At 67.6% G+C, this 24,436-nt stretch carries 23 protein-coding genes; 13 read left to right on the plus strand and 10 right to left on the minus strand.

From position 1 onward, the window contains the following. Positions 1-34: 34 nt before the first annotated feature. Positions 35-325 carry a hypothetical protein gene (locus OUA97_RS15480; protein ID WP_267232912.1) on the minus strand — a complete coding sequence of 97 codons (291 nt, stop codon included), beginning with the start codon at positions 323-325 and terminating at the stop codon, positions 35-37. A gap of 216 nt (positions 326-541) precedes the next feature. On the opposite strand from OUA97_RS15480, the gene OUA97_RS15485 reads away from it, so the two are divergent. The 4 genes from OUA97_RS15485 (at position 542) to OUA97_RS15500 (ending at position 4,349) form a co-directional block, all read left to right on the plus strand. After that, positions 542-964 carry a GNAT family N-acetyltransferase gene (locus OUA97_RS15485; protein ID WP_267232913.1) on the plus strand — a complete coding sequence of 141 codons (423 nt, stop codon included), beginning with the start codon at positions 542-544 and terminating at the stop codon, positions 962-964. A 165-nt stretch (positions 965-1,129) separates the two neighbouring features. Beyond that, positions 1,130-1,333: a heavy-metal-associated domain-containing protein gene (locus OUA97_RS15490; protein WP_267232914.1), complete on the plus strand. Its 204-nt coding sequence runs from the start codon at positions 1,130-1,132 to the stop codon at positions 1,331-1,333. Next, complete coding sequence (locus OUA97_RS15495; RefSeq protein ID WP_267232915.1) at positions 1,330-1,818, plus strand: DUF411 domain-containing protein; 489 nt, start codon at positions 1,330-1,332, stop codon at positions 1,816-1,818. Before OUA97_RS15490 ends, OUA97_RS15495 begins: the two co-directional genes overlap by 4 nt. Before the next feature lie 167 nt (positions 1,819-1,985). Further along, complete coding sequence (locus tag OUA97_RS15500) at positions 1,986-4,349, plus strand: heavy metal translocating P-type ATPase (RefSeq protein ID WP_267232917.1); 2,364 nt, start codon at positions 1,986-1,988, stop codon at positions 4,347-4,349. A gap of 14 nt (positions 4,350-4,363) precedes the next feature. On the opposite strand, the gene OUA97_RS15505 is transcribed toward OUA97_RS15500, so the two are convergent. The 3 genes from OUA97_RS15505 to OUA97_RS15515 all read right to left on the minus strand — a co-directional run bounded on the left by OUA97_RS15505 (position 4,364) and on the right by OUA97_RS15515 (position 6,223). Further along, on the minus strand, positions 4,364-5,530 hold the full coding sequence (locus tag OUA97_RS15505; protein ID WP_267232918.1) for an acyltransferase family protein: 1,167 nt from the start codon (positions 5,528-5,530) through the stop codon (positions 4,364-4,366). Positions 5,531-5,630: 100 nt separating this feature from the next. Further along, positions 5,631-5,852: a GDCCVxC domain-containing (seleno)protein gene (locus tag OUA97_RS15510; RefSeq protein ID WP_267232919.1), complete on the minus strand. Its 222-nt coding sequence runs from the start codon at positions 5,850-5,852 to the stop codon at positions 5,631-5,633. After that, the gene (locus OUA97_RS15515; protein ID WP_267232921.1) at positions 5,849-6,223 is read right to left on the minus strand and encodes an MFS transporter permease; all 375 of its coding nucleotides are present in this window, start codon (positions 6,221-6,223) and stop codon (positions 5,849-5,851) included. Before OUA97_RS15515 ends, OUA97_RS15510 begins: the two co-directional genes overlap by 4 nt. 67 nt (positions 6,224-6,290) lie before the next feature. Between OUA97_RS15515 and OUA97_RS15520 the strand changes: the two genes are divergently transcribed. Then, positions 6,291-6,698 carry a MerR family transcriptional regulator gene (locus OUA97_RS15520; RefSeq protein WP_267232922.1) on the plus strand — a complete coding sequence of 136 codons (408 nt, stop codon included), beginning with the start codon at positions 6,291-6,293 and terminating at the stop codon, positions 6,696-6,698. Positions 6,699-6,743: 45 nt separating this feature from the next. Here OUA97_RS15520 and OUA97_RS15525 read toward each other — a convergent pair whose 3' ends face one another. From OUA97_RS15525 to OUA97_RS15545, 5 genes are all read right to left on the minus strand, one after another. After that, positions 6,744-7,292 (minus strand): arsinothricin resistance N-acetyltransferase ArsN1 family B, encoded by a 549-nt coding sequence (locus OUA97_RS15525; RefSeq protein ID WP_267232923.1) that lies wholly within the window; start codon positions 7,290-7,292, stop codon positions 6,744-6,746. Positions 7,293-7,394: 102 nt separating this feature from the next. Continuing rightward, positions 7,395-7,808, minus strand: a complete 414-nt coding sequence (gene arsC / locus OUA97_RS15530; protein ID WP_267232924.1) for an arsenate reductase (glutaredoxin) — start codon at positions 7,806-7,808, stop codon at positions 7,395-7,397. Then, positions 7,805-8,893 carry an ACR3 family arsenite efflux transporter gene (arsB, locus tag OUA97_RS15535; RefSeq protein WP_267232926.1) on the minus strand — a complete coding sequence of 363 codons (1,089 nt, stop codon included), beginning with the start codon at positions 8,891-8,893 and terminating at the stop codon, positions 7,805-7,807. Before arsB ends, arsC begins: the two co-directional genes overlap by 4 nt. Positions 8,894-8,977: 84 nt before the next feature. Beyond that, positions 8,978-9,517, minus strand: coding sequence for an arsenate reductase ArsC (locus tag OUA97_RS15540; protein WP_267232927.1), 540 nt, complete (start codon positions 9,515-9,517; stop codon positions 8,978-8,980). Between the two features lie 12 nt (positions 9,518-9,529). Next, entirely contained in the window at positions 9,530-9,889 is a 360-nt protein-coding gene (locus OUA97_RS15545) for an ArsR/SmtB family transcription factor (protein WP_267232928.1), read from the minus strand. Between the two features lie 72 nt (positions 9,890-9,961). Here OUA97_RS15545 and arsH point away from each other — a divergent pair, with 72 nt between their 5' ends. The 4 genes from arsH to OUA97_RS15565 all read left to right on the plus strand — a co-directional run bounded on the left by arsH (position 9,962) and on the right by OUA97_RS15565 (position 16,096). Beyond that, positions 9,962-10,696: an arsenical resistance protein ArsH gene (arsH, locus tag OUA97_RS15550; protein WP_267232930.1), complete on the plus strand. Its 735-nt coding sequence runs from the start codon at positions 9,962-9,964 to the stop codon at positions 10,694-10,696. Further along, a complete protein-coding gene (locus OUA97_RS15555; RefSeq protein ID WP_267232932.1) occupies positions 10,693-12,009 on the plus strand; it encodes a hypothetical protein in 1,317 nt (438 codons plus the stop codon). The genes arsH and OUA97_RS15555 overlap by 4 nt, the downstream gene beginning before the upstream one ends. Before the next feature lie 266 nt (positions 12,010-12,275). Next, complete coding sequence (locus OUA97_RS15560; protein WP_267232933.1) at positions 12,276-15,263, plus strand: TonB-dependent receptor domain-containing protein; 2,988 nt, start codon at positions 12,276-12,278, stop codon at positions 15,261-15,263. Positions 15,264-15,328: 65 nt separating this feature from the next. Beyond that, on the plus strand, positions 15,329-16,096 hold the full coding sequence (locus OUA97_RS15565) for a DUF4198 domain-containing protein (RefSeq protein WP_267232935.1): 768 nt from the start codon (positions 15,329-15,331) through the stop codon (positions 16,094-16,096). A 243-nt stretch (positions 16,097-16,339) separates the two neighbouring features. On the opposite strand, the gene OUA97_RS15570 is transcribed toward OUA97_RS15565, so the two are convergent. Further along, positions 16,340-17,659, minus strand: coding sequence for a PQQ-dependent sugar dehydrogenase (locus OUA97_RS15570; protein ID WP_267232936.1), 1,320 nt, complete (start codon positions 17,657-17,659; stop codon positions 16,340-16,342). 206 nt (positions 17,660-17,865) lie between these two features. On the opposite strand from OUA97_RS15570, the gene OUA97_RS15575 reads away from it, so the two are divergent. The 4 genes from OUA97_RS15575 to OUA97_RS15590 all read left to right on the plus strand — a co-directional run bounded on the left by OUA97_RS15575 (position 17,866) and on the right by OUA97_RS15590 (position 24,252). Then, positions 17,866-19,035, plus strand: coding sequence for an efflux RND transporter periplasmic adaptor subunit (locus OUA97_RS15575; protein WP_267232937.1), 1,170 nt, complete (start codon positions 17,866-17,868; stop codon positions 19,033-19,035). Then, a complete protein-coding gene (locus OUA97_RS15580; protein WP_267232938.1) occupies positions 19,032-22,208 on the plus strand; it encodes an efflux RND transporter permease subunit in 3,177 nt (1,058 codons plus the stop codon). Before OUA97_RS15575 ends, OUA97_RS15580 begins: the two co-directional genes overlap by 4 nt. After that, positions 22,205-23,656 (plus strand): TolC family protein, encoded by a 1,452-nt coding sequence (locus OUA97_RS15585; protein WP_323690876.1) that lies wholly within the window; start codon positions 22,205-22,207, stop codon positions 23,654-23,656. Before OUA97_RS15580 ends, OUA97_RS15585 begins: the two co-directional genes overlap by 4 nt. 167 nt (positions 23,657-23,823) lie before the next feature. Beyond that, positions 23,824-24,252, plus strand: a complete 429-nt coding sequence (locus OUA97_RS15590; RefSeq protein ID WP_267232940.1) for a hypothetical protein — start codon at positions 23,824-23,826, stop codon at positions 24,250-24,252. Positions 24,253-24,436 lie beyond the last annotated feature (184 nt).

The following is a 24,436-nucleotide window of genomic DNA, read 5'->3' on the forward strand; positions in this document are numbered from 1 at the left end:
TAGGCCAGACAGGGTCGTTTGGCCATGGGCCATGTCACCGGCCTTCCAGCAGGGTCGACGGCGTCAGATGTCCGGCGATGGCGAACGCGTCGAACGACCTTGGCGTCGAGGCGGCCGCGAGCGCCGCGGCCCCGCCGGTGGTCAGGCCGATCGCCACCGCCAGGCTGACCGAGGCGAACCGGACCGGCGCAAGCGCGGCGGCCACCTGCCGCTCATGGCGCCGGCGCCGCATGACGCCCAGAACGGCCGCCTCAAGCCGATCCAAGGGATAGTCCGACGGCTGCGCCGCCAGTTCGCGGATGAGCACGTCCAATCGATGACTCATGGCAGGTTTCTCCGCTCGACTCTTAATACGGCTGGGGCGAGCGGGGCCCCTCATGCAACCGCAATGTCGTGCCAGCTAAGAACCGTCCGATTCCAACTCAGGACTGTCCGATATATCTAGGAGGCGGCGCCCTCATATGGTGATCGGCCCAAGACCCGACTCACGGAGCGTCTGAGAAGGGTGCAATGCGAACGAGTCCTGGGTGATGCTGCGCGGATGCTGGTGGTTTGCGAGCTTACGTCCGCCGACGCGACTCCCGAGGCCGCAAAGCAGGTCTCTGACCTCATGACCTTACTCGCCGGCGCGTGCCGCTCAATCGCGCCGGCAGACCTTCGTACCGTCATCGAGACCAACCACCTGTTTGCGGCGCAAGACGAAGGCGCCATCGTCGGTCTCGTTTGTTTAGTCCCGATGCACCTTCCGCAGGGCACCAGACTCTGGATCGAGAGTGTCATTTTGGATCCCGCCTACCGAGGTGCAGGCGCCGGACGGACGCTCATGGAAGCCGCACTCTCCAAGGCAAAGGAGTACGGCGACGCGCCAGTCAGTCTTACCTCCAACCCAACTCGTGTGATTGCGCATCAATTGTTCGAGCAGCTGGGGTTCAGACGAGCGGATACATCGGTCTTTCGGCTGTAACGAACGTCTTCAACGGTCGTACAGGGAAATGTCCTTACGGCCTGAAAGCGGACCCGACGACTATGCGCCAGTCTAGGCCGCTGCTGGCGCCGCATGACGCCCCCTTGACCTTCCCCCCACTGGAAGCCGTTCCCTGCCTCACTCACCCCCAAAGGGAACGAGTGAATGATCCAGTTGAGCATCCCCAAGATGAAGTGCGGCGGCTGCGCCGCCAGCGTCGAAAAGGCGATCCACGCGCTCGACGCCGAGGCGGCCGTGAAGGCCGATCCCTCGACGCGTCAGGTCGAGATCTCGACCTCCGCCGACCGCCAGAGCCTGCTGACGGCGCTGGCCGCGGCCGGCTTTGAAGCCGAGGAAACCCGACGATGAGCAGGCTCAAACTGTCGGCGCTCGCCGCCGGCGTCGCGCTGCTGGGCGCCGGCGCTGTCCTCGTCAACGGCCTGCCCGGGCCGGCTCGGGCCTCGGAGATGACGGTCTACAAGAGCGTATCTTGCGGCTGCTGCGCCGGCTGGGTCGAACACATGCGTCAGGCCGGCTACACGATCTCGGTCGTGGCCGCCGACGACGTCACGCCGGTGAAAACCCGCCATGGCGTGCCCGAGGCGCTTTGGGGCTGTCACACCGCCGTGGTCGACGGCAAGGTCATCGAGGGCCATGCGCCGGCCGCCGCCATCGCCGCCTTCCTGAGGGCGCCCGGCGCCGCCAAGGGCCTGGCCGTGCCCGGCATGCCGGTCGGATCGCCGGGCATGGAAGCGCCGGGGTATGCGCCGGAGCCCTATGATGTGATGGCCTTCGGCGCGGGCCGGCCCGCCCGGCTCATGACCTTCCGAGGCGACGAACCGATAGGGTCCTAGGCCGCCGCCGGGTCTGATCCTTCGAGCTTCACGGATCAGACCCGGCTTGGAGGCATCCTTCGCGGCAGACCAGAGTTGTTCAATCGGCGCGGGTCCGCTCCTGGGTCATGCGTATTGCAAGTAGGCGCCGCCCCTGTCGCGGCGTCGCCGCACGCCAAGAGGACGCCATGACGGAACCGACCGGTCATCAAGGTCACGTCCACGCCAAGGCCGGGAAGGACCACGCCGATCACCCCGGCGCCGGCCTCGTCGCCGACCCCGTCTGCGGCATGCAGGTCGATCCGGCGACGGCGAGCGAGCGGAGCGCCCACGCCGGCGAGACGTATTTCTTCTGCTCGGCGGGTTGCCGCACAAAGTTCGAGGCCGACCCGAAACGGTATCTGAAAGCCCAGCCGGCGCCGGCCGCCGCCACGCCGGAAGGGACGATCTACACCTGCCCGATGCACCCCCAGATCCGCCAGGTCGGACCTGGCAGCTGTCCGATCTGCGGCATGGCCCTGGAGCCGGAGACCATCACCGCCGAGGACGCGCCCAACCCCGAGCTCGCCGACATGACCCGGCGGTTCTGGATCGGCCTGGTCCTGACCGTCCCGGTCTTCGTTCTGGAGATGGGCGGGCATCTGCTCGGCCACCGGTTCATGCTGAACCCGACCCTTTCAAACTGGATACAGTTCGCCCTCGCCACCCCCGTCGTCCTCTGGGCGGGCTGGCCGTTCTTCGTCCGCGGCTGGGCCTCGGTGCGGGCGCGCAGCCTCAACATGTTCACCCTCATCGCCATGGGCGTGGGCGTGGCCTGGCTCTACAGCGTCGCCGCGGTGCTGGCGCCCGGCGCCTTCCCCGAAGCCTTCCGCCGCAGCGACGGCTCGGTCCCGGTCTATTTCGAGGCCGCAGCCGTCATCACCGTGCTGGTCCTGCTCGGCCAGGTGCTGGAGCTGCGGGCCCGCGAGCGGACCTCCGGGGCGATCAAGGCGCTGCTCAACCTCGCGCCCAAGACCGCCCGGCGCGTCCGGGACGACGGAAGCGACGAGGAGGTCAGCCTCGATCTGGTGAGCGTCGGCGACCGCCTGCGGGTGCGCCCCGGCGAAAAGGTCCCGGTCGACGGCGAACTGACCGAGGGCCGGGTGTCGGTCGACGAGTCCCTCGTCACCGGCGAATCCATGCCCGTGACCAAGGAGCCCGGCTCCAAGGTGGTGGCCGGCGCGCTCAACAAGACCGGCTCGTTCGTGATGCGGGCCGAAAAGGTCGGCGCCGACACGCTGCTGGCCCAGATCGTCCAGATGGTCGCCCAGGCCCAGCGCAGCCGCGCCCCGATCCAGCGCCTGGCCGACAAGGTCTCCGGCTGGTTCGTGCCGGCGGTGATCCTGGTGGCCGTCATCGCGGCCATCGTCTGGGCCCTGGTCGGACCCGAACCGCGCTTCGGCTATGCGCTGATCGCCGCTGTCTCGGTGCTGATCATCGCCTGTCCCTGCGCACTGGGTCTCGCCACCCCGATCTCGATCATGGTCGGCGTCGGACGCGGCGCCCAGGCCGGGGTGCTGATCAAGAACGCCGAGGCGCTTGAGCGCTTCGAGAAGATCGACACCCTGGTCATCGACAAGACCGGCACGCTCACCGAGGGGCGACCGGCGGTGACCGCGATCCGCACCGTGGCCGGGACCGACGAACAGGAACTGCTGCGTCTGGCCGCCAGCCTCGAGCGCGGCAGCGAGCACCCGCTGGCCGACGCGATCTTGCGGGCCGCACAGGATCGGGGCCTGACCTTGTCGGAGGCCAGCGAGTTCGACTCTCCGGTCGGCAAGGGCGTCGTCGGGGTGGTGGACGGCAAGCGCCTGTTGCTGGGCGGCTCACGCATTCTGGATGAAAACAACCTGACGACGGGAGCCTTGTCGGCCGAGGCCGATCAGCTTCGGGCTGACGGGACCACCGCCGTCTTCGCCGCTGTCGACGGCCAAGTGGTCGGGGTGTTCGGCATCGCCGATCCCATCAAGCCGACCACGCAAGCCGCCGTCACCGCCCTGCGCGCCGCCGGCGTCCGGCTGGTGATGATGACCGGCGACAACAAGACCACCGCCGAAGCTGTCGCCCGGCGCCTGGGCATCGACGATGTCGAGGCCGAGGTCCTGCCGCAGGACAAGGCCGCCGTGGTCGAGCGGCTGAAGGCGGCTGGCCGGGTCGTGGGCATGGCCGGCGACGGCGTCAATGACGCCCCTGCCCTGGCGGCGGCCGATGTCGGGGTGGCGATGGGCGCAGGCGCGGACGTGGCCATCGAGAGCGCCGGGGTCACCCTGCTCAAGGGCGACCTGCAGGGCCTCCTGCGGGCCCGTACTCTCTCGACCGCGGTCATGGGCAACATCCGCCAGAACCTGGTCTTCGCCTTCCTCTACAACGTGGCGGGCATCCCGATCGCGGCCGGCGTGCTCTATCCGGCCTTCGGCTGGCTGCTCTCGCCGGCCATCGCCGCGGCGGCCATGGCGCTGTCCAGCGTCAGCGTCATCGTCAACGCGCTGCGGCTACGCGCCGTGAAGCTCTAAGCCCCGGCGCACGGTCAGGCCTCGGGCGGGGTCGCGCTCCGCCGGGCCGGCCGGCTCAGCCAGAGCGTCTCGGCGCGCTTGCGGATCCAGGTGCGCGCCGGTCCTTCGAACAGCAGGTGCAGGGCGAGCGCCGCGGCGATGGTGATCGGCAACAGCACCGCGATCTCCCACCAAGCCAGGACATAGGTGCTGGGCCGGTCGGTCAGGATCGAGAAGACGCCCTTCCAACCGACCAGGATCGGCATATGGATCAGGTAGAGCGCGTAGGACGCCTCGCCCAGGACCACCATCCAGCGACGGGCGACGAGCTGATCAGAGCTCGCCTTGGAGAGCAGAGCCAGGCCGAGGACCAGCGGCCCCGCCACCAAGACGATCAGCCGATCGTCCGCCTGGAAATGCATCAGCATGAGCATCGTCCCGGTGCTGAGCATCGCCACGACAATGGCGGCGCAGCGACCCGGATTCAGTTGCTCGCCGAGCCGGTAGAGCGCCACCCCATAGAGGAACTCCGGGATGATCCGCAGAATGCCCATGTTGTTCTCGGCGTGCACGACGATGTCGCCGAACACCGCCTGGTAGAAAAGGTCCAGCGCCACGAACAGCAGCCCGGCCATCCCCAGCAGCACCCCCGGCCGGCGGGCCAGGCGCAGACCGATCCAGGCGAACACGGGAAACAGCAGGTAGGCGAACCACTCCGCCGACAGCGACCAGGACGGGCCGTTCCATTCGGCGACAAAGGTGTTGGGGAACCAGGCGTGGATCAGCAGCAGCGTCGCCAGCAACCCGAACGGATTGTAGAGCGTCTCGTCGAACTCGGCCCCGATCAGGCGCGCCACCACGACCATCACCAGGATCAGGGTCAGCACCGCCACATGGGCCGGATAGATGCGCGCGAACCGCGCCACGATGAACCGGCGATAGTCCAAGGTCCCGCTCGCCAGCGCATCCCTATAGGCGTGGGTCAGCACGAAGCCAGACAGGATGAAGAAGACGTCCACCCCCAGCCGGGCGCGGTCGAAGAGGCCTGTGTCGGCCATCGTGTCCCACTTCCACTGCAGCTGGTAGTGGAAGAACACGACCCCCAGCGCCAGCAGGAACCGCACCGAGGTCAGCGCCGGCAGGTTGGCGGGAAACGGCGTCGTTGGCGCAAGCGCCGACGCGTCCGTTGGTTGGCTGCGCATCCCATGTCCCCTGGCCCTTTCTAGGGGTACGCGTGACGCGCAAGCCGCCCCTCAGGGGCGAGTAGCGGGTTTGAACCGCCCGCTCGCGACGGGCGCGGCCTCAGCCGCAACAGCCCTTTCCGTCCACCTGCACCGGCGGACAGGGCGTGTCGCCGTAGGAGCAGTAGACGCAACAATCGCCGGGCTTGGGCTTCAACACCGCCGCGCATGCCGGGCAGTCATAGAAGTACTGGCAGGCGTCGGTCGGCATGGTCTCGGTCGTGCGTGCGCCGCAGTGCGGACAGGTCAGGGTCGAGGTGGGCTGGAATGTCGCCGTGCTCATCGCAGAGTCCTCAGGATGGCCAGAAGCCTGGGTTCCAGGAGCGGCTGCCAGGCCAGGGCGATCAGCGTCAGCGCCGTGGCGATGCTCAGCAGGCCGATGGTCAGGCGCGACGGCGCCGAGCAGGCGCGGCCGCGCCGCAAGGCCGCCCACCACCCGATCCCAAGGACGACCAGCGTCGCCACCGTGAGCCAGGTCCTCTGTCCCGCGATCCAAACCATTCCGGCCATGCTGACGCCAGCGATCGAAAGCGCCAGCGGCAGGACGCAACAGGCCGCCCAGGCCAGCAGCGTCGCCCCGGCCGCCGTCACCGCCCCCCAGCCTACCGCCAGATCGGCGCCGCCGGCGCGCTTGTGTCCCATTCCGTCCGGCATCAGCGCCTCCTTCCGGTCATTTCTGCTATCCTGCAACCCGTAGCCCCTACGGGATCAAGAGCCTTTCATGACCGCGAGACGCGCACTGACGATCGGCCGCCTGGCCGCCGAGGCGGGAGTCCATCTGGAGACGATCCGGTACTACGAACGGGTCGGCGTCATGCCCGAGCCCGATCGAACCCCCGGGGGGCACCGGCACTACACCGCCGCGCACCGCCAGCGGCTGGCGTTCATCCGACGCGCCCGCGAGCTGGGCTTCAGCCTCGACGACATCCGCACCTTGATCGCCCTGGACGGGCCTGGGCGGGGGACCTGCGCCGAAGTCGAGCCGATCGCCGCGGCCCACCTGATCACGGTACGCGCCAAGATCGCCGACCTGGTTCGCCTCGAGGCCGTGCTGGACGATGCGGTGCGCCGCTGCGCGGGTGGAACCTCGCCGTCGTGTCCGGTCATCGAGGTGTTGGGCTCTGCCTAGACCCGAAGGAGCCCTCGCCCGACACGGATCACGACGCGAGCCGTCTCAGGCCGTGCGATCATCGAGAAACGCGAACGGGATCGGTTCGCTTGTTGGGAGCCCGTGGGCCAGCGGACGACGCCACCAGCCGACATCGTGCCAACGACCTAACTTAAACCCAACCTCGGCATAGACGCCCAAGGGCTGAAACCCCATCGCCTGGTGCAGGCCGACGCTCTTCTCGTTCGGCAAGGCGATGCCTGCGAACGCCGCGTGAAAACCCTGCTGAGTCAGCAGCCGGAGCAGTTCATCGTAAAGCGCGCGGCCGACACCACGTCGGTGAGCGCTGGGATGGGCATAGGCGGTCACATCGACCGACCATCGGTACGCGGCGCGGGCGCGATGTGCGCCGGCGTAGGCGTAGCCGACTACAGCCCCCTGCTCCTCTAGGACGAGGTAGGGGTGGATCGGCAGCGTTGCCGCTATCCGGTTCGCCATCTCGTCCGCGGACGGGGGCTCGTCCTCAAAGGTGATTGCTGTCTCCAGCACATAAGGTGCGTAGATGGCCGCGATCTCCGCGGCATCGTCCAGTGTCGCGACGCGCACATGCCCCATGGCCCATCCCCCAATTGCACCAAACCCAGCTTAGGCCTTTGGGCCGGCTCGTCATGTTTCAATGTCCGCGATCTGCGGACACCCGGCCTGGATCCGGGCCGGTCAAAGGCGCACGACCTCGCCGTCTTCCTTGATGAAGCTTTCTGGTTTGCGGTCCAGAAGATCCAGCACGACCTCGGACGGACGGCACAGCCTGACGCCCCTGGGCGTCACCACGATGGGCCGGTTCACCAGGACGGGGTGCTCAACCATCGCCGCAAGGAGCGCATCGTCGCTGACCGCGGGATCCAAGAGGCCGAGGTCGGCGGCCGGCGTGCCTTTCCCGCGCAGGATGTCGCGCGGCGTAGCCTGCATCTCGCCCAGGAGGTGGACCAATTGCTCGCGGGTCCAGCCCGCCTCAAGGCATTCGACGATCGCAGGCTCATAACCAGCCGCCTGAATCATCGCCAGAGCGTTGCGGGAAGTGCCGCAGGCAGGGTTGTGGAAGATCGCGATCGGAAACTCGGACTGGCTCATGACTTCATCGGCTGCGTGGCTTTGAGATTGGGCTTTTGGCTCTGAGCAGCCACCCGCTGCACGGCAGCGCCGCGCTCGTACCAGCCCTTGCTGGCGTTCACGATCGCCACCACCGACAACATCACCGGCACCTCGATCAGCACCCCGACCACCGTCGCTAGAGCCGCGCCGGACTTGAAGCCGAACAGGCTGATCGCAGCGGCGACCGCCAACTCGAAAAAGTTGCTGGCGCCGATCAGCGCCGAAGGCCCGGCCACGCAGTGCGCTTCGCCGCTGGCGCGGTTGAGCAAGTAGGCTAGGCCCGAGTTGAAATAGACCTGGATCAGGATCGGCACGGCCAGCATGGCGATGATCGCCGGTTGGGCGATGATCTGCTCGCCCTGGAAGCCGAACAACAGAACCAGGGTGGCCAAGAGGGCGATAATCGAAACCGGGCCGAGCTTGGCGAGCGCGCTCTGCAGAGCCGCCTCTCCCTTCGCCACCAGCATCCGGCGGGCGACCTGGGCGATGATCACCGGGATGATGATGTAGAGCCCGACCGACAGCAGCAGCGTCTCCCAGGGCACGGTGATCGCCGAGAGGCCGAGCAACAGACCCACGATCGGGGCGAAGGCGACGACCATGATCGCGTCGTTCACCGCCACCTGGCTGAGCGTAAAGTTGGGCTCGCCCCTGGTCAGATTGCTCCAGACGAACACCATCGCCGTGCAGGGCGCGGCGGCCAGAATGATCAGGCCGGCGATGTAGCTGTTGATCTCCCCGCCTGGCAGGTAGGGACGGAACAGATAGCCGATGAAGAAGGCTCCGAGCGCAGCCATCGAGAACGGCTTGACCGCCCAGTTGATGAACAGGGTGACGCCGATCCCGCGCCAATGGCGGCCAACCTGACGCATTGCGCCGAAGTCGACCTTCATCAGCATCGGAATGATCATCAGCCAGATCAGCACCGCCACCGGCAGATTGACCTTGGCGATCTCAGCCGAGCCGATCAGTTGAAAAGCGGGCAGGAAGAAGTGCCCTAGCGCGATGCCCAGAACGATGCAGAGCGCCACCCAAAGGGTCAGATAGCGCTCGAAGAGGGACATGGCTTTCGGCGCATCAGCGGGCGCCGTCTGTTCAAGCGTCACAGTCTTCCTTTCAGGACTTCAGCACGTTGAGAGGCATGGCCCTCATTGCGTTTCGGCAGGCTCGCCCTGGGTGCGGCCGATGTCGTCGAGCCGCTTCTGCAGCGAGAGGCTATCGAGTGAGGTGATGGGGAGGTTCACGAAGATGCTGATACGGTTGTTCAGCATCCGATAGGCGTCGGCGAAGGCCAGAGCCTTCTCCGCTTCGGAACCCTCGACCGCCGCCGGATCGGGCAGGCCCCAGTGGGCGCTCATCGGCTGGCCGGGCCAGATCGGGCAGACCTCGCCAGCGGCGTTGTCACAGACGGTGAAGACGAAATCGAGCTCGGGAGCGCCCGGGTTGTTCGCCACCGCGAACTCGTCCCACGGCTTGGAGCGCAGATGCTCGGTCGGATAGTTGAGCTTCTCAAGCAGCGCTAGAGCGTGGGGATTGACCGCGCCGGCCGGCATCGATCCGGCCGAGTAGGCCTTGAACTTGCCCGCCCCCACCCGATTCATGATCGACTCCGCGAGGATCGATCGGGCCGAGTTTCCGGTGCACAGGAAGAGGACGTTGAACGGGAGCGACTTCTCGGGGTGCAGCATGGGCAGCTTCCTTTAAGCGTCAGCCAGTTCTGGAGGACAGCAGGCGGCCTTGGCGAGCACGTCGACCAAGGGCGCGCAGATTTCCGGCGATCCAGCGCAGCAGTCTTCCATGAGGAAGGCGAGCAGCGTGGTCATGGCGTCGTAATTGGCCGTGTAGATGATCGAGCGGCCTTCGCGGCGCGAGCTGACCAGACCGGCATGGCTCAAGACGGTGAGGCTCGCGGAAAGCGTATTCGGCAAGACCTCCAGCCTGCGGGCCAACTCGCCGGCCGCCAAACCTGACGGGCCGGCCTGAACCAGCAGCCGAAAGGCCGCGAGGCGGTTTTCATGGGCCAGCGCAGCAAGGCTGGTCGTGGCGGCTTTCATTTCCATATTTCCAATATACATGAAATATGCGACCGTTCAATGACGCTCGCGCCAGCCGCATCGCAAATTGAGTATTTGATGACCGACTTTCCGGCCCTTGAGCCGCAGTTCCTCGACACCCCGACGCTCGCCAAGCTGGAGCCGCCGAAGGTGTCGTCACATCCACCCCGCATCCTCTTGCTCTATGGCTCGCTGCGTGAGCGGTCCTACAGCCGCTTTCTGACGGAGGAGGCCGCCCGCATCCTTGAGCGCTTTGGCGCAGAGACCAGGATTTTCGATCCCACGGGGCTGCCCCTGCCCGATGCGGAGTCGCCCGATCATCCCAAGGTGCAAGAACTGCGCGCGCTGTCCCTCTGGTCGGAGGGGCAGGTTTGGTGCAGTCCCGAGCGGCATGGCGCTGTGACCGGGATCATGAAGGCGCAGATCGACTGGATTCCGCTGGAAATGGGCAGCGTGCGTCCGACCCAAGGACGCACCCTCGCGGTTATGCAGGTCAGCGGCGGCTCGCAGTCGTTCAACGCGGTGAACACGCTTCGCCTGCTGGGCCGCTGGATGCGGATGATCACGATCCCGAACCAATCCTCGGTGGCCAAGGCATATCAGGAGTTCGACGAGGCCGGCCGTATGAAGCCGTCGGCCTACTATGATCGTATGGTCGATGTGATGGAGGAGTTGGTCAAGTTCACCCTGCTGACGCGGGACCGCGCCGACTACCTGGTCGACCGCTACAGCGAGCGGAAGGCCGAGGGGCGGGTGACGGTCGGCGACGAGCTGGGCGCCATCGCCATGTTGCACGAGCGGAAAGTCGGATGACGACCTGCACGCCCCTGGAAGAACATCTCAACCGCGACTGTTTCTGCATCGACGTCGATCCGGCCCAAGTCTGGTCCGCTGTCGAGCAGGCGGCGGCTGGCGTCCTGCCCATTGAGCTGCTCAAGCAGCACCGGCCCCACCTATTTTCCAGCTCTGCGGTCTTCCTGTCCGCCGCCGACCTGGACGCGATGAGCGACATCGTGCGGGCCATTGAAGCGACCGCCCAGGTCCCGTCGTTCCAGACGGCAGCACTCGCCTGGGCGCCGGACATCGCTGGCCATGACCCCGGGCCGCGCGGCGCCTTCATGGGCTACGACTTTCACCTGACGCCCGACGGCCCCAAGTTGATCGAGGTCAACACCAACGCCGGCGGGGCGTTCCTCAATGCGCTGCTGGCCCAGGCGCAGACCGCCTGCTGCCCCGAGGTCCGGGCGATCGTGCCGGCGGCCGAGCCGCTGGCCGAGTTCGAGGACGCCGTCTGGCGCATGTTCATGGACGAGTGGCGCTTGCAGGGGCGCTCCGGCCAACCTCGCATCGTCGCGATCATCGACACCGCTCCAGAGGATCAATACCTCTATCCGGAGTTCCTGCTGGCCCAGGCCTTCTTCGAGCGCCACGGGGTTCAAGCCGTGGTCGCCGACCCCATGGCGCTGCGCTTCGCGGCGGGCCGCCTCACCCTCGGCGCGCTTACGATCGACCTCGTCTACAACCGCCTCGTCGATTTCGCCTTCGACGAGCCCGAGACCGCCGCGCTGCGGGCGGCCCATCTGGCGGACGCGGTCGTCGTGACGCCCAATCCGCGCAATCACGCGCTCCTCGCCGACAAACGAAACCTGGCTCTCCTGTCCGATCCCCGGGTCATGGAGGCGTTCGGCGTTGACGCTGAGTTGCGCCGCGTCTTGAGCACGCTCCCGCATACCAGGCTCGTGACGGCCGAGAACACCGACGAGCTCTGGACGCAGCGGAAGTCGTTCTTCTTCAAGCCGGCCGGCGGCCATGCCGGCAAGGCCGTCTACCGCGGCGACAAACTCACCCGCGGCGTCTGGGCCACGATCGGGGAAGGCGGCTACATCGCCCAGGCCTTCGCCGCGCCAAGCGAGCGTCGGGTCCAGGTCGACGGCGATCCCCAGGCCCGAAAAATGGACGTACGGCTCTACACCTATGCCGGCGTCACGATCCTGGCGGCCGCCAGGCTTTATCAGGGGCAGACCACCAACTTCCGCACGCCCGGCGGCGGGTTCGCGCCCGTCGTAACCCTCGCGCCTCCCAACCGCCCGTCCATCGAGGCGGCGGCATCATTGGCGTCGATCTGATCGCACGCCGTCGGATCAGTACGACGACCGACCGCGGGCCGGGGCTGATCAGCTAGCTCAACGCACCCTCGCGGCCAGCCCGACGCCCGCGCATGGGACGACCTAAGAATCTGCCTCATCCGCTCCGGCGAGCACGTCGCGATGGGGCCTGCCCGCCGCGAAACCAAGAGACTGCGATTCCGCGAGGGGTGAACTCTCGCTGCCGCGTACGGCCCCTTAGGGGAGCGACAGTTCGGCCCAAAAACATAAGCTCATGGAACAGCATTTTGGCCGATACCGCTTACCGGAGCCGACTTCTCGGCTCCTCGATCCTCGCCGGCTTGGCGATCGTCGCTTCCACTAGCCTGATGGCCGCGCCCGCAGCGGCGCAAGACCAACAGACCGCCACATCTCACAACCAGGAAGGACACGCCCAAGTCGACGAAATCGTCGTCACCGGCTCACGCATCGCCCGGAAGGACTATGTCGCCAACAGCCCGATCGTCACCGTCAGCAAGGAAGATCTCGAAGCGACCGGCTCGGTCAACGTCGAGAGCTTGATCAACGACATGCCGCAGTTCACCCCCGCGGGGAACTCGGCGTCGAACAGCCCCAACTCCGCCGGCCAGGCCAACGTGCAGCTGCGCGGCCTCGGCGCGACCCGCACCCTGGTCCTGCTCAACGGTCGTCGGGTCGTCCCGTCGAACGCGTCCTCCGTGGTCGACTTGAACCTGCTTCCGACGCCGCTGATCGCGAACATCGAGACCATCACCGGCGGCGCCTCGTCGACCTATGGCTCCGACGCCGTGGCCGGTGTCCTGAACTTCCTGGTGAACGACAAGTTCGAGGGCGTTCAACTCGACCTGCAGTATGGCCAATCCAGTCGTAGCGACGCGGCGACCAACGCCGTCAGTCTGACGGTGGGCGGCGACATCGCCGACGGTCGGGGCAACGCCGTCCTGTCGCTCAGCTATTCGCAGCGCGACAGCGTCCCCAGCTCCGCGCGCAGACTGCCGTCGCTCTCGGGGTTCGCGGGCACCTCGCCCTTGGGGTCGACAGTCTTCGACGCCGCCAACCTGCCGACCGCCGCGGCCATCACCGCGGCCGTTCCGGGCGCCGCCCGGGGCAACACCTTCGGGTTCAACAACAACGGAACCCTCTTCGCCTATCAGGGCGCGCGCGACTACATCAGCCCGGGCGGAATTGACTACGATGGCTTCCGCATGCCTGGCCCGCTGCAACAGACGGACTTCGCCTACAACACAGGCCCTCAGAACTACCTGATCATACCGCAGACGCGGTACAACATGTACGGGGCGGCCAACTACGAGATCAACTCCGCGGTCGAGGTCTATGCGGACTTCATGTTCTCGCAGTACGAGAGCGGAAACATGCTGGCGGCCAACCCCGCCACCGGCCCCACCACCGGCTTCCGCGTCCCCTCGACCAACCCCTTCATTCCGGCCGAGTTGCGCGCCGTTCTGAACTCCCGGCCCAACCCGGCGGGCTCCTTCCGCCTGGACAAGCGCTTCAACGGGATCGGGCCGCGCCAGCAGACCGAGAACTACAACGTCTACCAGATCACCACGGGTGTCCGCGGCGACCTGATGCTTGGCGACTGGACCTACGACGCCTACCTCTCCTATGGCCGCGTCGATAACGGCACGACCTACACAGGCTATGTCTCGCGCTCGGCGGTCCAGCGCCTGCTGGACGCGCCCGACGGCGGCGCCTCGCTCTGCGCCGGCGGCTTCAACCCGTTCGGCGACAACGCGCTCAGCCCCGCGTGCATCGACTACGCCCGCCGCGTCGCCAAGAACACGACCGTCACCGATCAGCGGGTCTTTGAGGTCAACCTGCAGGGCAAGGCTTTCGAACTGCCGGCCGGCGAGGTGCGGGCGGCCCTCGGCGGGACTTATCGCGAGCAAAACTACGAGCTCACGCCCGACAATCTGCTGACGTCCACATTCACCCTGAACGGCGTCACGGGCCCCGAACTGGCCGGCAACTCCGCGCTGCCGCTCGCCGGCTCGGACACGGTCTATGAAGGCTACGGCGAAGTCCTGATCCCGCTACTGCGCGATCTGCCCTTCATCCGCAACCTGGAGACCAACCTCGGCTACCGGATCTCCAACTACGACTCCGTCGGCATGGTGAAATCCTACAAGGCCGATGCGAACTGGGAGATCGTGGACGGTCTGCGGGTTCGCGGCGGCATGCAACGCGCCGTCCGCGCCCCGTCGATCGGCGAACTGTTCGGACCGCAAAACCTGGCCTTCCCGTCCATCGGCGTGCCGGTCTCCTCGACCGGCGCCCGTCAGTTCTCGGGCGATCCCTGCGACATTCGCGGCGCCTATCGCGCCCCCGGCGCGGCCGGCGCGACCCAGGTTCGGGCTCTGTGCCTGGCGCAGAATGTTCCCACCCAGGTGATCGACGGCTACACCTTCTCAAACTCGCAAGTCGTCGGCCTGACCGGCGGCAACCCGGACCTTGAGGAAGAGACCGCCGACTCGTTTACCGTGGGTGTTACGTGGGAGTCGCAGTTCTCGAGCCCCTGGCTAAGCCAGCTGTCGGGTTCGATCGACTACTACGACATCACCATCGAGAAGGTTGTCGGCACGGTCTCCGTGACCGAGCAACTGCGCCGCTGCTTCAATCAGGATGGCGCCTCCAACCCGACCTACGATCCCAACAACTTCTTCTGCAAACTGTTCAGCCGTGACGCGAACTCGGGTCAGATCACCCAATCGCTCGAGACCAACGCAAACCTGGGCACGCTCGAAACCAAGGGCCTCGACTTCCAGGTCGACTGGCGTCTGAACCTGGCGGACATCGGCGCGCCCGACTGGGGCATGCTGGCGTTCAACGTGACCGGCTCCAAGCTGCTGGAGTGGCGGCGCCAAGACCTCCCGGGCGGCTCTTTCACCGATCGCAAGGGCACCGTTTCCAACGCCTTCGGCCTGACCCTGCCGGAGTGGAAGATCCTGTCCTCGGCGAACTGGATCTACGGTCCGGTGAACCTCGGCGTCCGGTGGCGTTACCAGGGCGCGGTCGAGAACTTCAACAACCGCGCCCAGACCATCGACGCCATCAACTATTTCGACCTCAACGGCTCCTGGAAGGTCAACGAGAAGGTGTCGCTGCGGGCGGGCGTCAACAACCTCACCGACGAAGAGGCGCCGGGCTACGCGCCGGCGATCTCCGGCAACACCGATCCTTCCACGTACGACCAGATCGGTCGCCGCTACTACGTCGGCCTGACCGCGAAATTCTAAGTTTCTGCTCCACAATCATCGGGAATATAATGATGTATCGCAAATTCGCGCTCACTCGGAGCAACATGCAGGCCTGCCTGGCCGGCATCGGCCTGGCCGTCATGGTCGCCGGGGGCGCCTCGGCGCATGACTTCTTCATCCTGCCGACCGCGTTCACGACGACGACGCACGGATCTCTGCCCGTGGACGTCACCATCGCCAGCAAGTTCCCCGAACTTGAGATCGCCCTTGGGGCCGACCGTGTCGCTGAGCTGCGCGTCGTCGGTGACCCGCAGGCGACCTTCAAAACTGCTGGCCCCGGTCCCAAGTCCATGAAGGCCCTTTTCGTGGGCCATACGCCGGGACTGGCGATCCTCTCGGCGCGCGGCACGCCGCGGGACGTCCAGTACCCGGAAGATCGGATTCACGGCATCCTGGAAGAGTACCAGGTCAGTCCCGAGGCCGTCCGATCCGTCGAGGCGCTGCCGCGTCCTCGCGTTCTGAAGGCGCTCTCCAGTCGTTTCGCCAAGTCCTTCGTCTGCGTTGAACGTTGCGAAGGCGGAAGCGACCCCACGCAACCGCTGGGCCATAGCCTGGAGTTCGTGGCGACGAAGGGTGCGGTGAAGAGCTTCACCCTGCTCTCCAACGGCGCGCCGCTGGCGAACTATCCCGTCGTCATCGCCAACCCCGACGGCACCCGGAGCAAGATGCGCACCTCCAGCGCCGGGAGTTTCGAGCTCCCGGCTGGTCCGTCCGGCCCGGTGATGCTGTTCGCGTCCGTGATGCAGCCGCCGGCAGACGCGGGTGGTCGCTTCAAGCTGGATCTTGCCTCGCTCACCCTAGGCGGGCGCTAGAGCTGCCTCAGCACTTTGAGGATCGCTGATGATCTAGACCTCTGCGGGGGTTTAGATCACGGCGAGTCATTCCTGACGGCGGTGTCGTGGAGGGTGATCAAGTCCCACCCCGGCCGACAGGAGAGTGGTTCGGTGGACGATCATCGGGCCATGTCCGAGATCGTCCATCGGCTGCGCGAAGGCAGCTGACGGCAGATGGACGCCTTCGCTTCCTAGAAGCGCGCGTGGCGCGCGATGGGGCCTTCAGGGGCGTTGACCGCGCACCCGCCAGATCCGATTGCCGACATCGTCCGCAACAAGCAGCGCACCGGTCTTGTCCAGGACCACGCCGACCGGACGGCCCATCGCCTTGCCGTCGGGGCTGATGAACCCGGTGAGGATATCGAGCGGCGGACCCGATGGCCGCCCGCCCGTGAAAGGCACGAAGATCACCTTGTAGCCGCTGCGGGGATTTCGGTTCCAAGACCCGTGCTGGCCGACGAAGGCGCCGCTGGTGAACGCCGCCGGCAGGACACCGGGGCGGGAAAAGGCCAGCCCCAACGAAGCGGTGTGCGGACCGAGCGCGTAGTCGGGCACGAGCGCCCGGGCGACCAACGCCGGATTTCCAGGCTTCACCCGGGTGTCCACGTTGCCTCCGAAGTAGCTGTAGGGCCAGCCGTAGAAGCCGCCGTCACGGACCGAGGTCATATAGTCCGGCACCAGATCGCTGCCGATCTCGTCGCGCTCATTGACCGTGGTCCAAAGTGCGCCGCCGACGGGTTCCCAGGCCAGACCATTGGGATTGCGCAGGCCCGAGGCGAAGATCCGGTGGGCGCCGGTGGCCGGATCGATCTCCCAGATCGCCGCCCGCCCTTCCTCGGCCGCCATCCCGTTCTCGGCGACATTGCTGTTGGAGCCGACGGTGGCGAAGAGACGCCGCCCATCGGGACTGGCGATCACGTTCTTGGTCCAATGGCGGTTGATCGTCCCCGCCGGGAGGTCCGCAACCTTCACGCCGGGTCCGGTCAGCGCCGTATCGCCGGCTCGATAGGTGAAGCGGCGAACCGCATCCGTGTCGGCGACATAGAAAGCCTCCCCGACCAGCGTCATGCCGAAGGGTGAGTTGAGTTTTTCGAGGAAGGCCGTGCGCTGGTCGGCGACCCCGTCGCCGTCCGTATCCCGCAGAAGCGTAATCCGATTGGCGCTGGGAACAGCCGCGCCGGCGCGCTTCATCACGCTCTTCATCACCCAGCCCTTCACCCCCTTGCCGTCGTCGGGGCGCGGCGGCGCGTTGGTCTCGGCGACCAGCACGTCGCCGTTGGGCAGCACGTAGAGCCAGCGCGGATGATCGAGCCCGTCGGCGAACGCATTCACCGCGAGCCCTGGCCCGGGCGTCGGCCCCACGCCCGCAGGCCAGGGATCGGCGGGAGCGATCTTCACCGTGGGAATGAGCGTGGTGACCGGCGGCGGCAGTCGGGGGCTCGGCCCCGTGCCATCGGCGACCGCCAGATGAGCGGTCTCGGCGCAAGCCGCCAAACTGATCGCCGCGCTCACGACCACGCCGACACTTGGGAAGATGCGCATCGGGCCGCTCCTCCAACAAACGTGAGTATCGAACGGCCCGCTCCTGGCGATGTTCCGCCGCGCCCCTGTGAGGCGCTGGCGCGCCTTGGCGCCCTTACGACCGAAGGTGCTTGACCTTCCGGGTGGTGGAAGCCGCACCAACCGAAACGAGAACCGCTCCTGCTCGTGAAAGGGCGATCCCGACCTGGATCGCGAAAGGCAAATTGATGACAGCAAAACGCCTGCTGGCCGCTGCGGCGACAAGCGCCGCGCTCGCCGTCGCTGGATGCAAGGGCGCAACGCCCTCCGCCGCTCCAGCGACGCCGCCCGCCGTCCCGGTGGCGCAGGTGGTCGCACGACAAACCACGCCCTTCGTCGAGTTCACCGGCGCGCTCAGCGCCATCAAGCAGGTCGAACTGCGTCCGCGCGTCGCCGGCTATATCCAGGGCGTCAGCGTGCCAGAAGGGCATTTCGTCCAGAAAGGGCGCGGCCTCTTCCACATCGATCCCCGCGCGTTTCAGGCGGCGCTAGACGCGGCGACCGCTCGCCTGCGCGAGGCCGAGGCCGCCCTGGCGCTGGCTCACGCCGAGCATGCGCGGGCCGAGCAGCTGTTCGCCCAGAAGGTCGTCGCCCGCGAGCGCCTGGACACCGCCACCGCCGCGCTGGATTCCCGCAAGGCCCAGGTCGCCGCGGCCAGAGCGGCGGTGAACGCCGCCGAACTGGACCTCGGCTTCACCCGCGTCACGGCGCCGATCAGCGGCCGCGTCGGCCAGGTTCTCGTCACCGAGGGCAACTATGTCGCCAACGGCGTGACGCCGCTGACGACGATCGTCTCGATCGATCCGCTCTACGTCTATTTCGACGTCGACGAACGCACCTATCTGCGCTCGCTCGCGGCCGCGCGCACTCCGACGAACCAAAAGGGCGCGGACGCCCCCAGGGTCATGGTCGCCCTGGCCACCGATCCCGACTATGCGCGGCCGGGCCGGGTCGACTTCCTCTCCAACGCCGCCGATCGCAAGACCGGAACCGTCCGCATCCGCGCCGCGATCGACAATCCTGACGGGGTGTTGACCCCGGGCCTCTTCGCCAAGGTCAAGCTGGAGACGGGCGCGCCGCAACAGCGGGTTCTCGTTTCCGACCAGTCGATAGGAACCGACCAAGGGCGTCGCTACGTGCTCGTCGTCGGCGCGGGCGACAAGACCGAGTATCGGCCCGTGGAGCTCGGCCCCGTGGTCGATGGTCTGCGCGTCATCGAACAGGGCCTGCGGCCGGGAGAGCGGATCGTCGTCAAGGGACTGGTGCGACCCGGCATGCAGGTCACGCCTCAACCCGCCGCGATCGACGGCTCCCCCCTGAAAGTCGCCAAGGACGCCGGCGAAGGAGTGCGGCGATGAGCTTCCCGCGCTTCTTCATCGACCGGCCGATCTTCGCGATCGTCCTGTCGGTCCTGATCGTGATCGCCGGCGCGGTCGCCTTCTTCCGCCTGCCGCTCAGCGAATATCCGGCGGTGACGCCGCCGACGGTGCAGGTCACCGCGGCCTATCCCGGCGCCAATCCCAAGGTCATCGCCGAGACGGTCGCCGCGCCCCTCGAGCAGGCGATCAACGGCGTCGAGGGCATGCTCTACATGTCCTCGCAATCGGCCACCGACGGCCGGATGATCCTGACCGTCACCTTCGCGCAGGGGACCGACGCGGACATCGCGCAAATCCAGGTGCAGAACCGCGTCTCGCGCGCCCTGCCCCGGCTGCCCGAAGAGGTGCAGCGCCAGGGCGTCGTGACGCAGAAGACCTCACCCGACGTGCTGATGGTCGTGCACCTGCTGTCGCCCGACAAGCGCTACGACCCGCTCTACATCTCGAACTACGCCTACCTCCAGGTCCGCGACGAACTCTCCCGCATTCCGGGGATCAGCGATGTCCTGGTCTGGGGCGCGGGCGAGTACAGCATGAGGCTGTGGCTCGATCCGGACCGCATCGCCGCGCGCGGCCTGACCGCCGGCGAGGCGATCGCCGCTGTCCGCGAGCAGAACGTCCAGGTCGCGGCCGGGTCCGTCGGCCAGGCGCCCGACGCCACCGCGGCCTTCCAGGTGACGGTGAACACGCTCGGACGGCTGACGGACGAGGAACAGTTCGGCGACATCATCATCAAGACGGGCGAGGACGGCCAGGTGACCCGCCTGCGCGACGTCGCCCGCGTGGAGATGGGGGCCGACGCCTATGCCCTGCGCAGCCTGCTCGACGGCGAGCCGGCCGTGGCGCTGCAGATCATCCAGAGCCCCGGCGCCAACGCGCTCGACGTCTCCAAGGCGGTGCGCGAGACCATGAGCCGGCTCGAAGGCAAGTTCCCCGAGGGGCTGACCTCGCGCATCGCCTACGACCCGACGCTCTTCGTCCGGGCCTCGCTCGAAGCGGTCGCGACGACCCTCCTCGAGGCCATCGTCCTGGTCGTGATCGTCGTGGTGCTGTTCCTGCGCAGCTGGCGCGCTTCGATCATTCCGCTCGTGGCGGTGCCGGTGTCGTTGATCGGCACCTTCGCCATCATGCATCTGATGGGCTTTTCGCTGAACACCCTGTCGCTGTTCGGTCTGGTCCTTTCGATCGGCATCGTCGTCGACGATGCGATCGTGGTCGTCGAGAACGTCGAGCGTCACATCGAAGACGGGAAGACGCCGGTCGAGGCCGCCAGGCTCGCGATGGACGAGGTCACCGGCCCGATCATCGCGATCACCTCGGTGCTCGCCGCCGTCTTCATTCCAACCGCCTTCCTCAGCGGACTCCAGGGTGAATTCTACCGCCAGTTCGCGCTCACCATCGCCATCTCGACGATCCTGTCGGCGGTCAGCTCGCTGACCCTCAGCCCGGCGCTGGCAAGCCTGCTTCTGAGAGCGCGCAAGCCTCAGGTCGCGCGTGACCCGCGAAGCCTGCGGGGGCGCGCCGACCGGGTCCTCGGAATGCTCGGCCGGCCGTTCCGGCGCACGCCCGACGCCTATGGCGGCACGGTCCGCAAGGTCGTCGGCGTCGGCGGCGTGGCGCTGCTGATCTATGTCGGGTTCCTGGGCCTGACCTTCCTCGGCTTCAAGGTCGTGCCGCCGGGCTTCGTGCCGATGCAGGACAAGTATTACCTCGTCGGGATCGCTCAGCTTCCGAACTCGGCCTCGCTCGATCGCACCGAGGCGGTCGTCAAGCAGATGTCCAAGATCGCGCTCGCCGAAGCCGGCGTCGAAAGCGTCGTCGCCTTCCCGGGGCTCTCGATCAACGGCTTCGTCAACGTGCCGAACGCCGCCGTCATGTTCGTCATGCTCGATCCGTTCGAGGACCGTACCTCGCCCGACCTGGCGGCGAACGCCATCGCCGGTCGCCTGCAGGGGAAGTTCGCGACCATCCCCGACGGCTTCCTCGGCGTCTTCCCGCCGCCGCCGGTCCCCGGACTGGGCGCGACGGGCGGGTTCAAGATGCAGGTCGAGGATCGCGGCGGTCACGGGCTCGAGGCTCTGGCGCAACAGACCCAGGCCCTGATGGCCAAGGCGACGGAGTCGGGCCAGGTCGGCGGACTGCTCACCAGCTTCGACGTCAACGCGCCGCAGCTCGATGTCGCCGTCGACCGCACCAAGGCGAAGGCCCAGGACGTGAGCCTGACGAGCGTGTTCGAGGCGCTGCAGGTCTATCTCGGCTCGCTCTACGTCAACGACTTCAACCGCTTCGGCCGCACCTACAAGGTGACGGCCCAGGCGGAGGCCGAACACCGCATGCAGGCCGAGGCCATCGGCCGCCTGCAGGTGAGGAACGCCGCGGGCGACATGCTCCCGCTGTCGGCGCTGGTCACCGTCACGCCGAGCTCGGGCCCAGACCGCGTCATCCGCTACAACGGCTATCCCTCCGCCGACATCTCGGGCGGCCCGGCGCCGGGCGTCAGCTCGGGCCAGGCGGTCGCGGCGATGGAGCGTCTGGCGGCGGAGACCCTACCGGAAGGCATGGCCTTCGAATGGACGGACCTGACCTACCAGCAGAAGCTGGCCGGAGCCTCGGCGCTGTTCATCTTCCCGCTCTGTGTGCTGCTCGCCTATCTGATCCTCGCCGCGCAGTACAACAGCTGGTCGCTCCCCCTGGCGGTGCTTCTCATCGTGCCGATGTGTCTGCTCAGCGCGATCGCGGGGGTCTGGCTGACCGGCGGCGACAACAACGTCTTCGTCCAGATCGGGCTCGTCGTGCTCGTCGGATTGGCGGCCAAGAACGCCATCCTCATCGTCGAGTTCGCTCGCACCCGGGAAGCCGAGGGCCTGACGCCGCTCGAGGCCGTCGTGGAGGCGTGCCGCCTGCGGCTGCGTCCGATCCTCATGACCTCGCTCGCCTTCATCGCCGGCGTCGTTCCGCTGATGCTCGCGAGCGGCGCGGGGGCCGAAATGCGCAAAGCCATGGGCGTCGCCGTCTTCGCCGGCATGCTCGGCGTAACGCTCTTCGGGCTGTTCCTGACCCCGGTCTTCTACGTGGTCATGCGCCGGCTGGCGGTGCGCTTCAAACGTCGGACGCCCCAGCCGGCGCCACATATCGAGGAGGTCGCGCCGTGAGACGCCTGCTTCATTCTCCCCTGCCGCCGCTGGGCGTCGCCATGCTGCTCGCCGGCTGCGTCACGGTCGGGCCGGACTACTCGCCGCCGCCGGCGGCGACGCCCGCGAGCTTCGGCGAAACCCCGGCCGGCGTCGGCCCGGGCGCCGTCGAGGCGATGTGGTGGCGCGCCTTCGAGGAGCCGGCGCTGGAGGCGCTGATCCGACAGGCGCTCACCGCCAACCACGACGTCGGGATCGCCGCCGCTCGCGTCGCGGAAGCCCGGGCGCTGCTTCGCGAGGCCCGCCGGGAGCATCTGCCGACGGGCGGAGCCTCGGCCAGCGATGAGCAACGCCGGCTCGGCGCGGTCGAAAGACCCGCGGGGGCGCCATCCGAGACCGAAACCTATCGCGTCGCGGTCGACGCCCAGTGGGAGATCGACCTGTTCGGCCGCCTGCGGCGCTCGACCGAAGCCGCCGTGGCCGAGGCCGGTTCACGCGAGGCGCTGCTGCGGGGCGTGCGGGCCGGCGTCGCGGCGGAGGTGGCGGCGACCTGGTTCGAGCTTCGCGGCATCGAGGCCGAACTCGCCGTCGTCGACGAGATCACCCGGCGCCAGAGCGAAAGCCTGCGGGTCGTCGAGCGCCTCCAGGCCGCCGGCTCGGCGAACGAGCTCGACCGCCTGCGCGCCGAGGCGCTGCTGCGCAACGTCGAGGCGGCGACGCCGGAGCTGGTCCGCCGCCAGGCCGCCGCGGTCAACGCCCTGGCGGTCCTGGTCGGCGAAACGCCCCAGGGGTTCAGACCGCCCAAGCCGACGCCGCCCAGCGGAGCGCCGGCCCTGCGGACTATCGCCGTCGGCCAGCCGGCCGACCTTCTGGCGCGTCGCCCGGACGTGGCGGCGGCCGAACGACAGCTCGCCGCGGCGACGGCGCGGATCGGGGTGGCGACGGCCGATCTCTATCCGCAGGTCCAGGTACGGGGCTCGATCGGGCTGCTGTCGGGACGCTTGGATGCGCTCGGCGACGGCGGCACGGAGTCGTGGTTCATCAGCCCCGTCCTGCGCTGGGCGCTTCTCGACACCGGTCGCGTGCGGGCCCGGATCGCGGCCAGCGAGGCGCGCGCGAAGGCCGCGCTGCTCGCCTACGATCAGACCGTGCTGCGCGCGCTTCGGGAAACCGACGACGCCTTCAAGGCCTACGGCGCAAGCGGCGACATGCTGCGGCTCCGCGTTCAGGAAGCGGCGGCGAGCGGCGAGGCGGCGCGTCTCGCCCGGCTCCGGTTCGCGGGCGGCGAAGGCGCCTATCTCGAGGTGCTCGACGCCGAGCGGTCCGACTTCGCCAGCCTGCGCTCGCTGGCGGTCGCGCGCACGAACCATCGGCTCGCTGTGGTTAGCATCCACAAGGCGCTCGGCGGGGGGTGGGACGTTTGCGCGGAAAGTCGCAAATGCAGCGGCGCCGAGGAAATCGCCCGCTAGGCGTGAGGGTTCTCCTTGGCGACGCAGCCCCACGCCGGGCATTCCCATGATCTCGGCGGAGACGAATTTCATACGCGCTAGCTGGTGCTTCAATGCCTGATGGCGCGGGTGCCCGCCTTGCTGATCGCCGTTGTGCGGACTAGAGATGGAGCTTCGGGGAAGCTCCCATGCTCGATGGCCTCCACTGCCGGATGCGGACGATCCTCGCCATGTGCTGCATGGCGTTGACGACCGTGCTCGCCGCGCAGGGCGCGATCACGACGGTTGACCAGGTTCAACATGCCCTGGGCGTCGATCATGCCCCGACCGCCATGGCCGGCGCCGTCCACTACGACCATGACGATGACCACGCCCACGTGCATTCATCGGCGGCGGCCGACAGCGATCTGTCCCATTCCGACGATGAGGACGGCCAGCCGAGCCATCATCATGCGACCGAAGGCCCACAACTGGCGACGCTCTCCGTCGCACGGCTGGCCGAAGTCGTGCTCGTGAGGGCCGCCATGCCGCCAACCCGGCGGTCTGACGGCTCGGTCTTGTTCGTCGGGGCTCGGCTCGAACGCCCTCCCAAGGCCGCCTCAAAGACCATCGCCTAACGCGTGCCGGCGATCAGGCCGCGCGCGCCCGATCCCCTGTCTTCGAGAGACCACATGTCCATTTTCCATAGGGGCTGCGCCTTGGCGCGGCTCGCCCCGGCGTCGCAGATCGCGGCGCTGGTCCTGGCGCTGGCGCTCGGCAACCTCACCTCGGTGGTGGCCCTAGGGTTCACCGCCTGGGCCT

The organism is Phenylobacterium sp. 58.2.17 (genome assembly GCF_026411515.1).
In the GTDB taxonomy this organism is placed as follows: domain Bacteria; phylum Pseudomonadota; class Alphaproteobacteria; order Caulobacterales; family Caulobacteraceae; genus Phenylobacterium.

What these genes read in the sequence shown, in the direction of transcription:
- OUA97_RS15590 (WP_267232940.1), top strand. Translation starts at nt 23,824, where the DNA reads ATGCTCGATGGCCTCCACTGCCGGATGCGGACGATCCTCGCCATGTGC.
- OUA97_RS15510 (WP_267232919.1), bottom strand. Translation starts at nt 5,852, where the DNA reads ATGAGCACGGCGACATTCCAGCCCACCTCGACCCTGACCTGTCCGCAC.
- OUA97_RS15500 (WP_267232917.1), top strand. Translation starts at nt 1,986, where the DNA reads ATGACGGAACCGACCGGTCATCAAGGTCACGTCCACGCCAAGGCCGGG.
- OUA97_RS15575 (WP_267232937.1), top strand. Translation starts at nt 17,866, where the DNA reads ATGACAGCAAAACGCCTGCTGGCCGCTGCGGCGACAAGCGCCGCGCTC.
- OUA97_RS15515 (WP_267232921.1), bottom strand. Translation starts at nt 6,223, where the DNA reads ATGCCGGACGGAATGGGACACAAGCGCGCCGGCGGCGCCGATCTGGCG.
- OUA97_RS15540 (WP_267232927.1), bottom strand. Translation starts at nt 9,517, where the DNA reads ATGCTGCACCCCGAGAAGTCGCTCCCGTTCAACGTCCTCTTCCTGTGC.
- arsC (WP_267232924.1), bottom strand. Translation starts at nt 7,808, where the DNA reads ATGAGCCAGTCCGAGTTTCCGATCGCGATCTTCCACAACCCTGCCTGC.
- OUA97_RS15580 (WP_267232938.1), top strand. Translation starts at nt 19,032, where the DNA reads ATGAGCTTCCCGCGCTTCTTCATCGACCGGCCGATCTTCGCGATCGTC.
- OUA97_RS15480 (WP_267232912.1), bottom strand. Translation starts at nt 325, where the DNA reads ATGAGTCATCGATTGGACGTGCTCATCCGCGAACTGGCGGCGCAGCCG.
- OUA97_RS15565 (WP_267232935.1), top strand. Translation starts at nt 15,329, where the DNA reads ATGCAGGCCTGCCTGGCCGGCATCGGCCTGGCCGTCATGGTCGCCGGG.
- OUA97_RS15545 (WP_267232928.1), bottom strand. Translation starts at nt 9,889, where the DNA reads ATGGAAATGAAAGCCGCCACGACCAGCCTTGCTGCGCTGGCCCATGAA.
- arsB (WP_267232926.1), bottom strand. Translation starts at nt 8,893, where the DNA reads ATGTCCCTCTTCGAGCGCTATCTGACCCTTTGGGTGGCGCTCTGCATC.
- OUA97_RS15525 (WP_267232923.1), bottom strand. Translation starts at nt 7,292, where the DNA reads ATGGGGCATGTGCGCGTCGCGACACTGGACGATGCCGCGGAGATCGCG.
- arsH (WP_267232930.1), top strand. Translation starts at nt 9,962, where the DNA reads ATGACCGACTTTCCGGCCCTTGAGCCGCAGTTCCTCGACACCCCGACG.
- OUA97_RS15570 (WP_267232936.1), bottom strand. Translation starts at nt 17,659, where the DNA reads ATGCGCATCTTCCCAAGTGTCGGCGTGGTCGTGAGCGCGGCGATCAGT.
- OUA97_RS15520 (WP_267232922.1), top strand. Translation starts at nt 6,291, where the DNA reads ATGACCGCGAGACGCGCACTGACGATCGGCCGCCTGGCCGCCGAGGCG.
- OUA97_RS15495 (WP_267232915.1), top strand. Translation starts at nt 1,330, where the DNA reads ATGAGCAGGCTCAAACTGTCGGCGCTCGCCGCCGGCGTCGCGCTGCTG.
- OUA97_RS15485 (WP_267232913.1), top strand. Translation starts at nt 542, where the DNA reads ATGCTGGTGGTTTGCGAGCTTACGTCCGCCGACGCGACTCCCGAGGCC.
- OUA97_RS15505 (WP_267232918.1), bottom strand. Translation starts at nt 5,530, where the DNA reads ATGCGCAGCCAACCAACGGACGCGTCGGCGCTTGCGCCAACGACGCCG.
- OUA97_RS15555 (WP_267232932.1), top strand. Translation starts at nt 10,693, where the DNA reads ATGACGACCTGCACGCCCCTGGAAGAACATCTCAACCGCGACTGTTTC.
- OUA97_RS15490 (WP_267232914.1), top strand. Translation starts at nt 1,130, where the DNA reads ATGATCCAGTTGAGCATCCCCAAGATGAAGTGCGGCGGCTGCGCCGCC.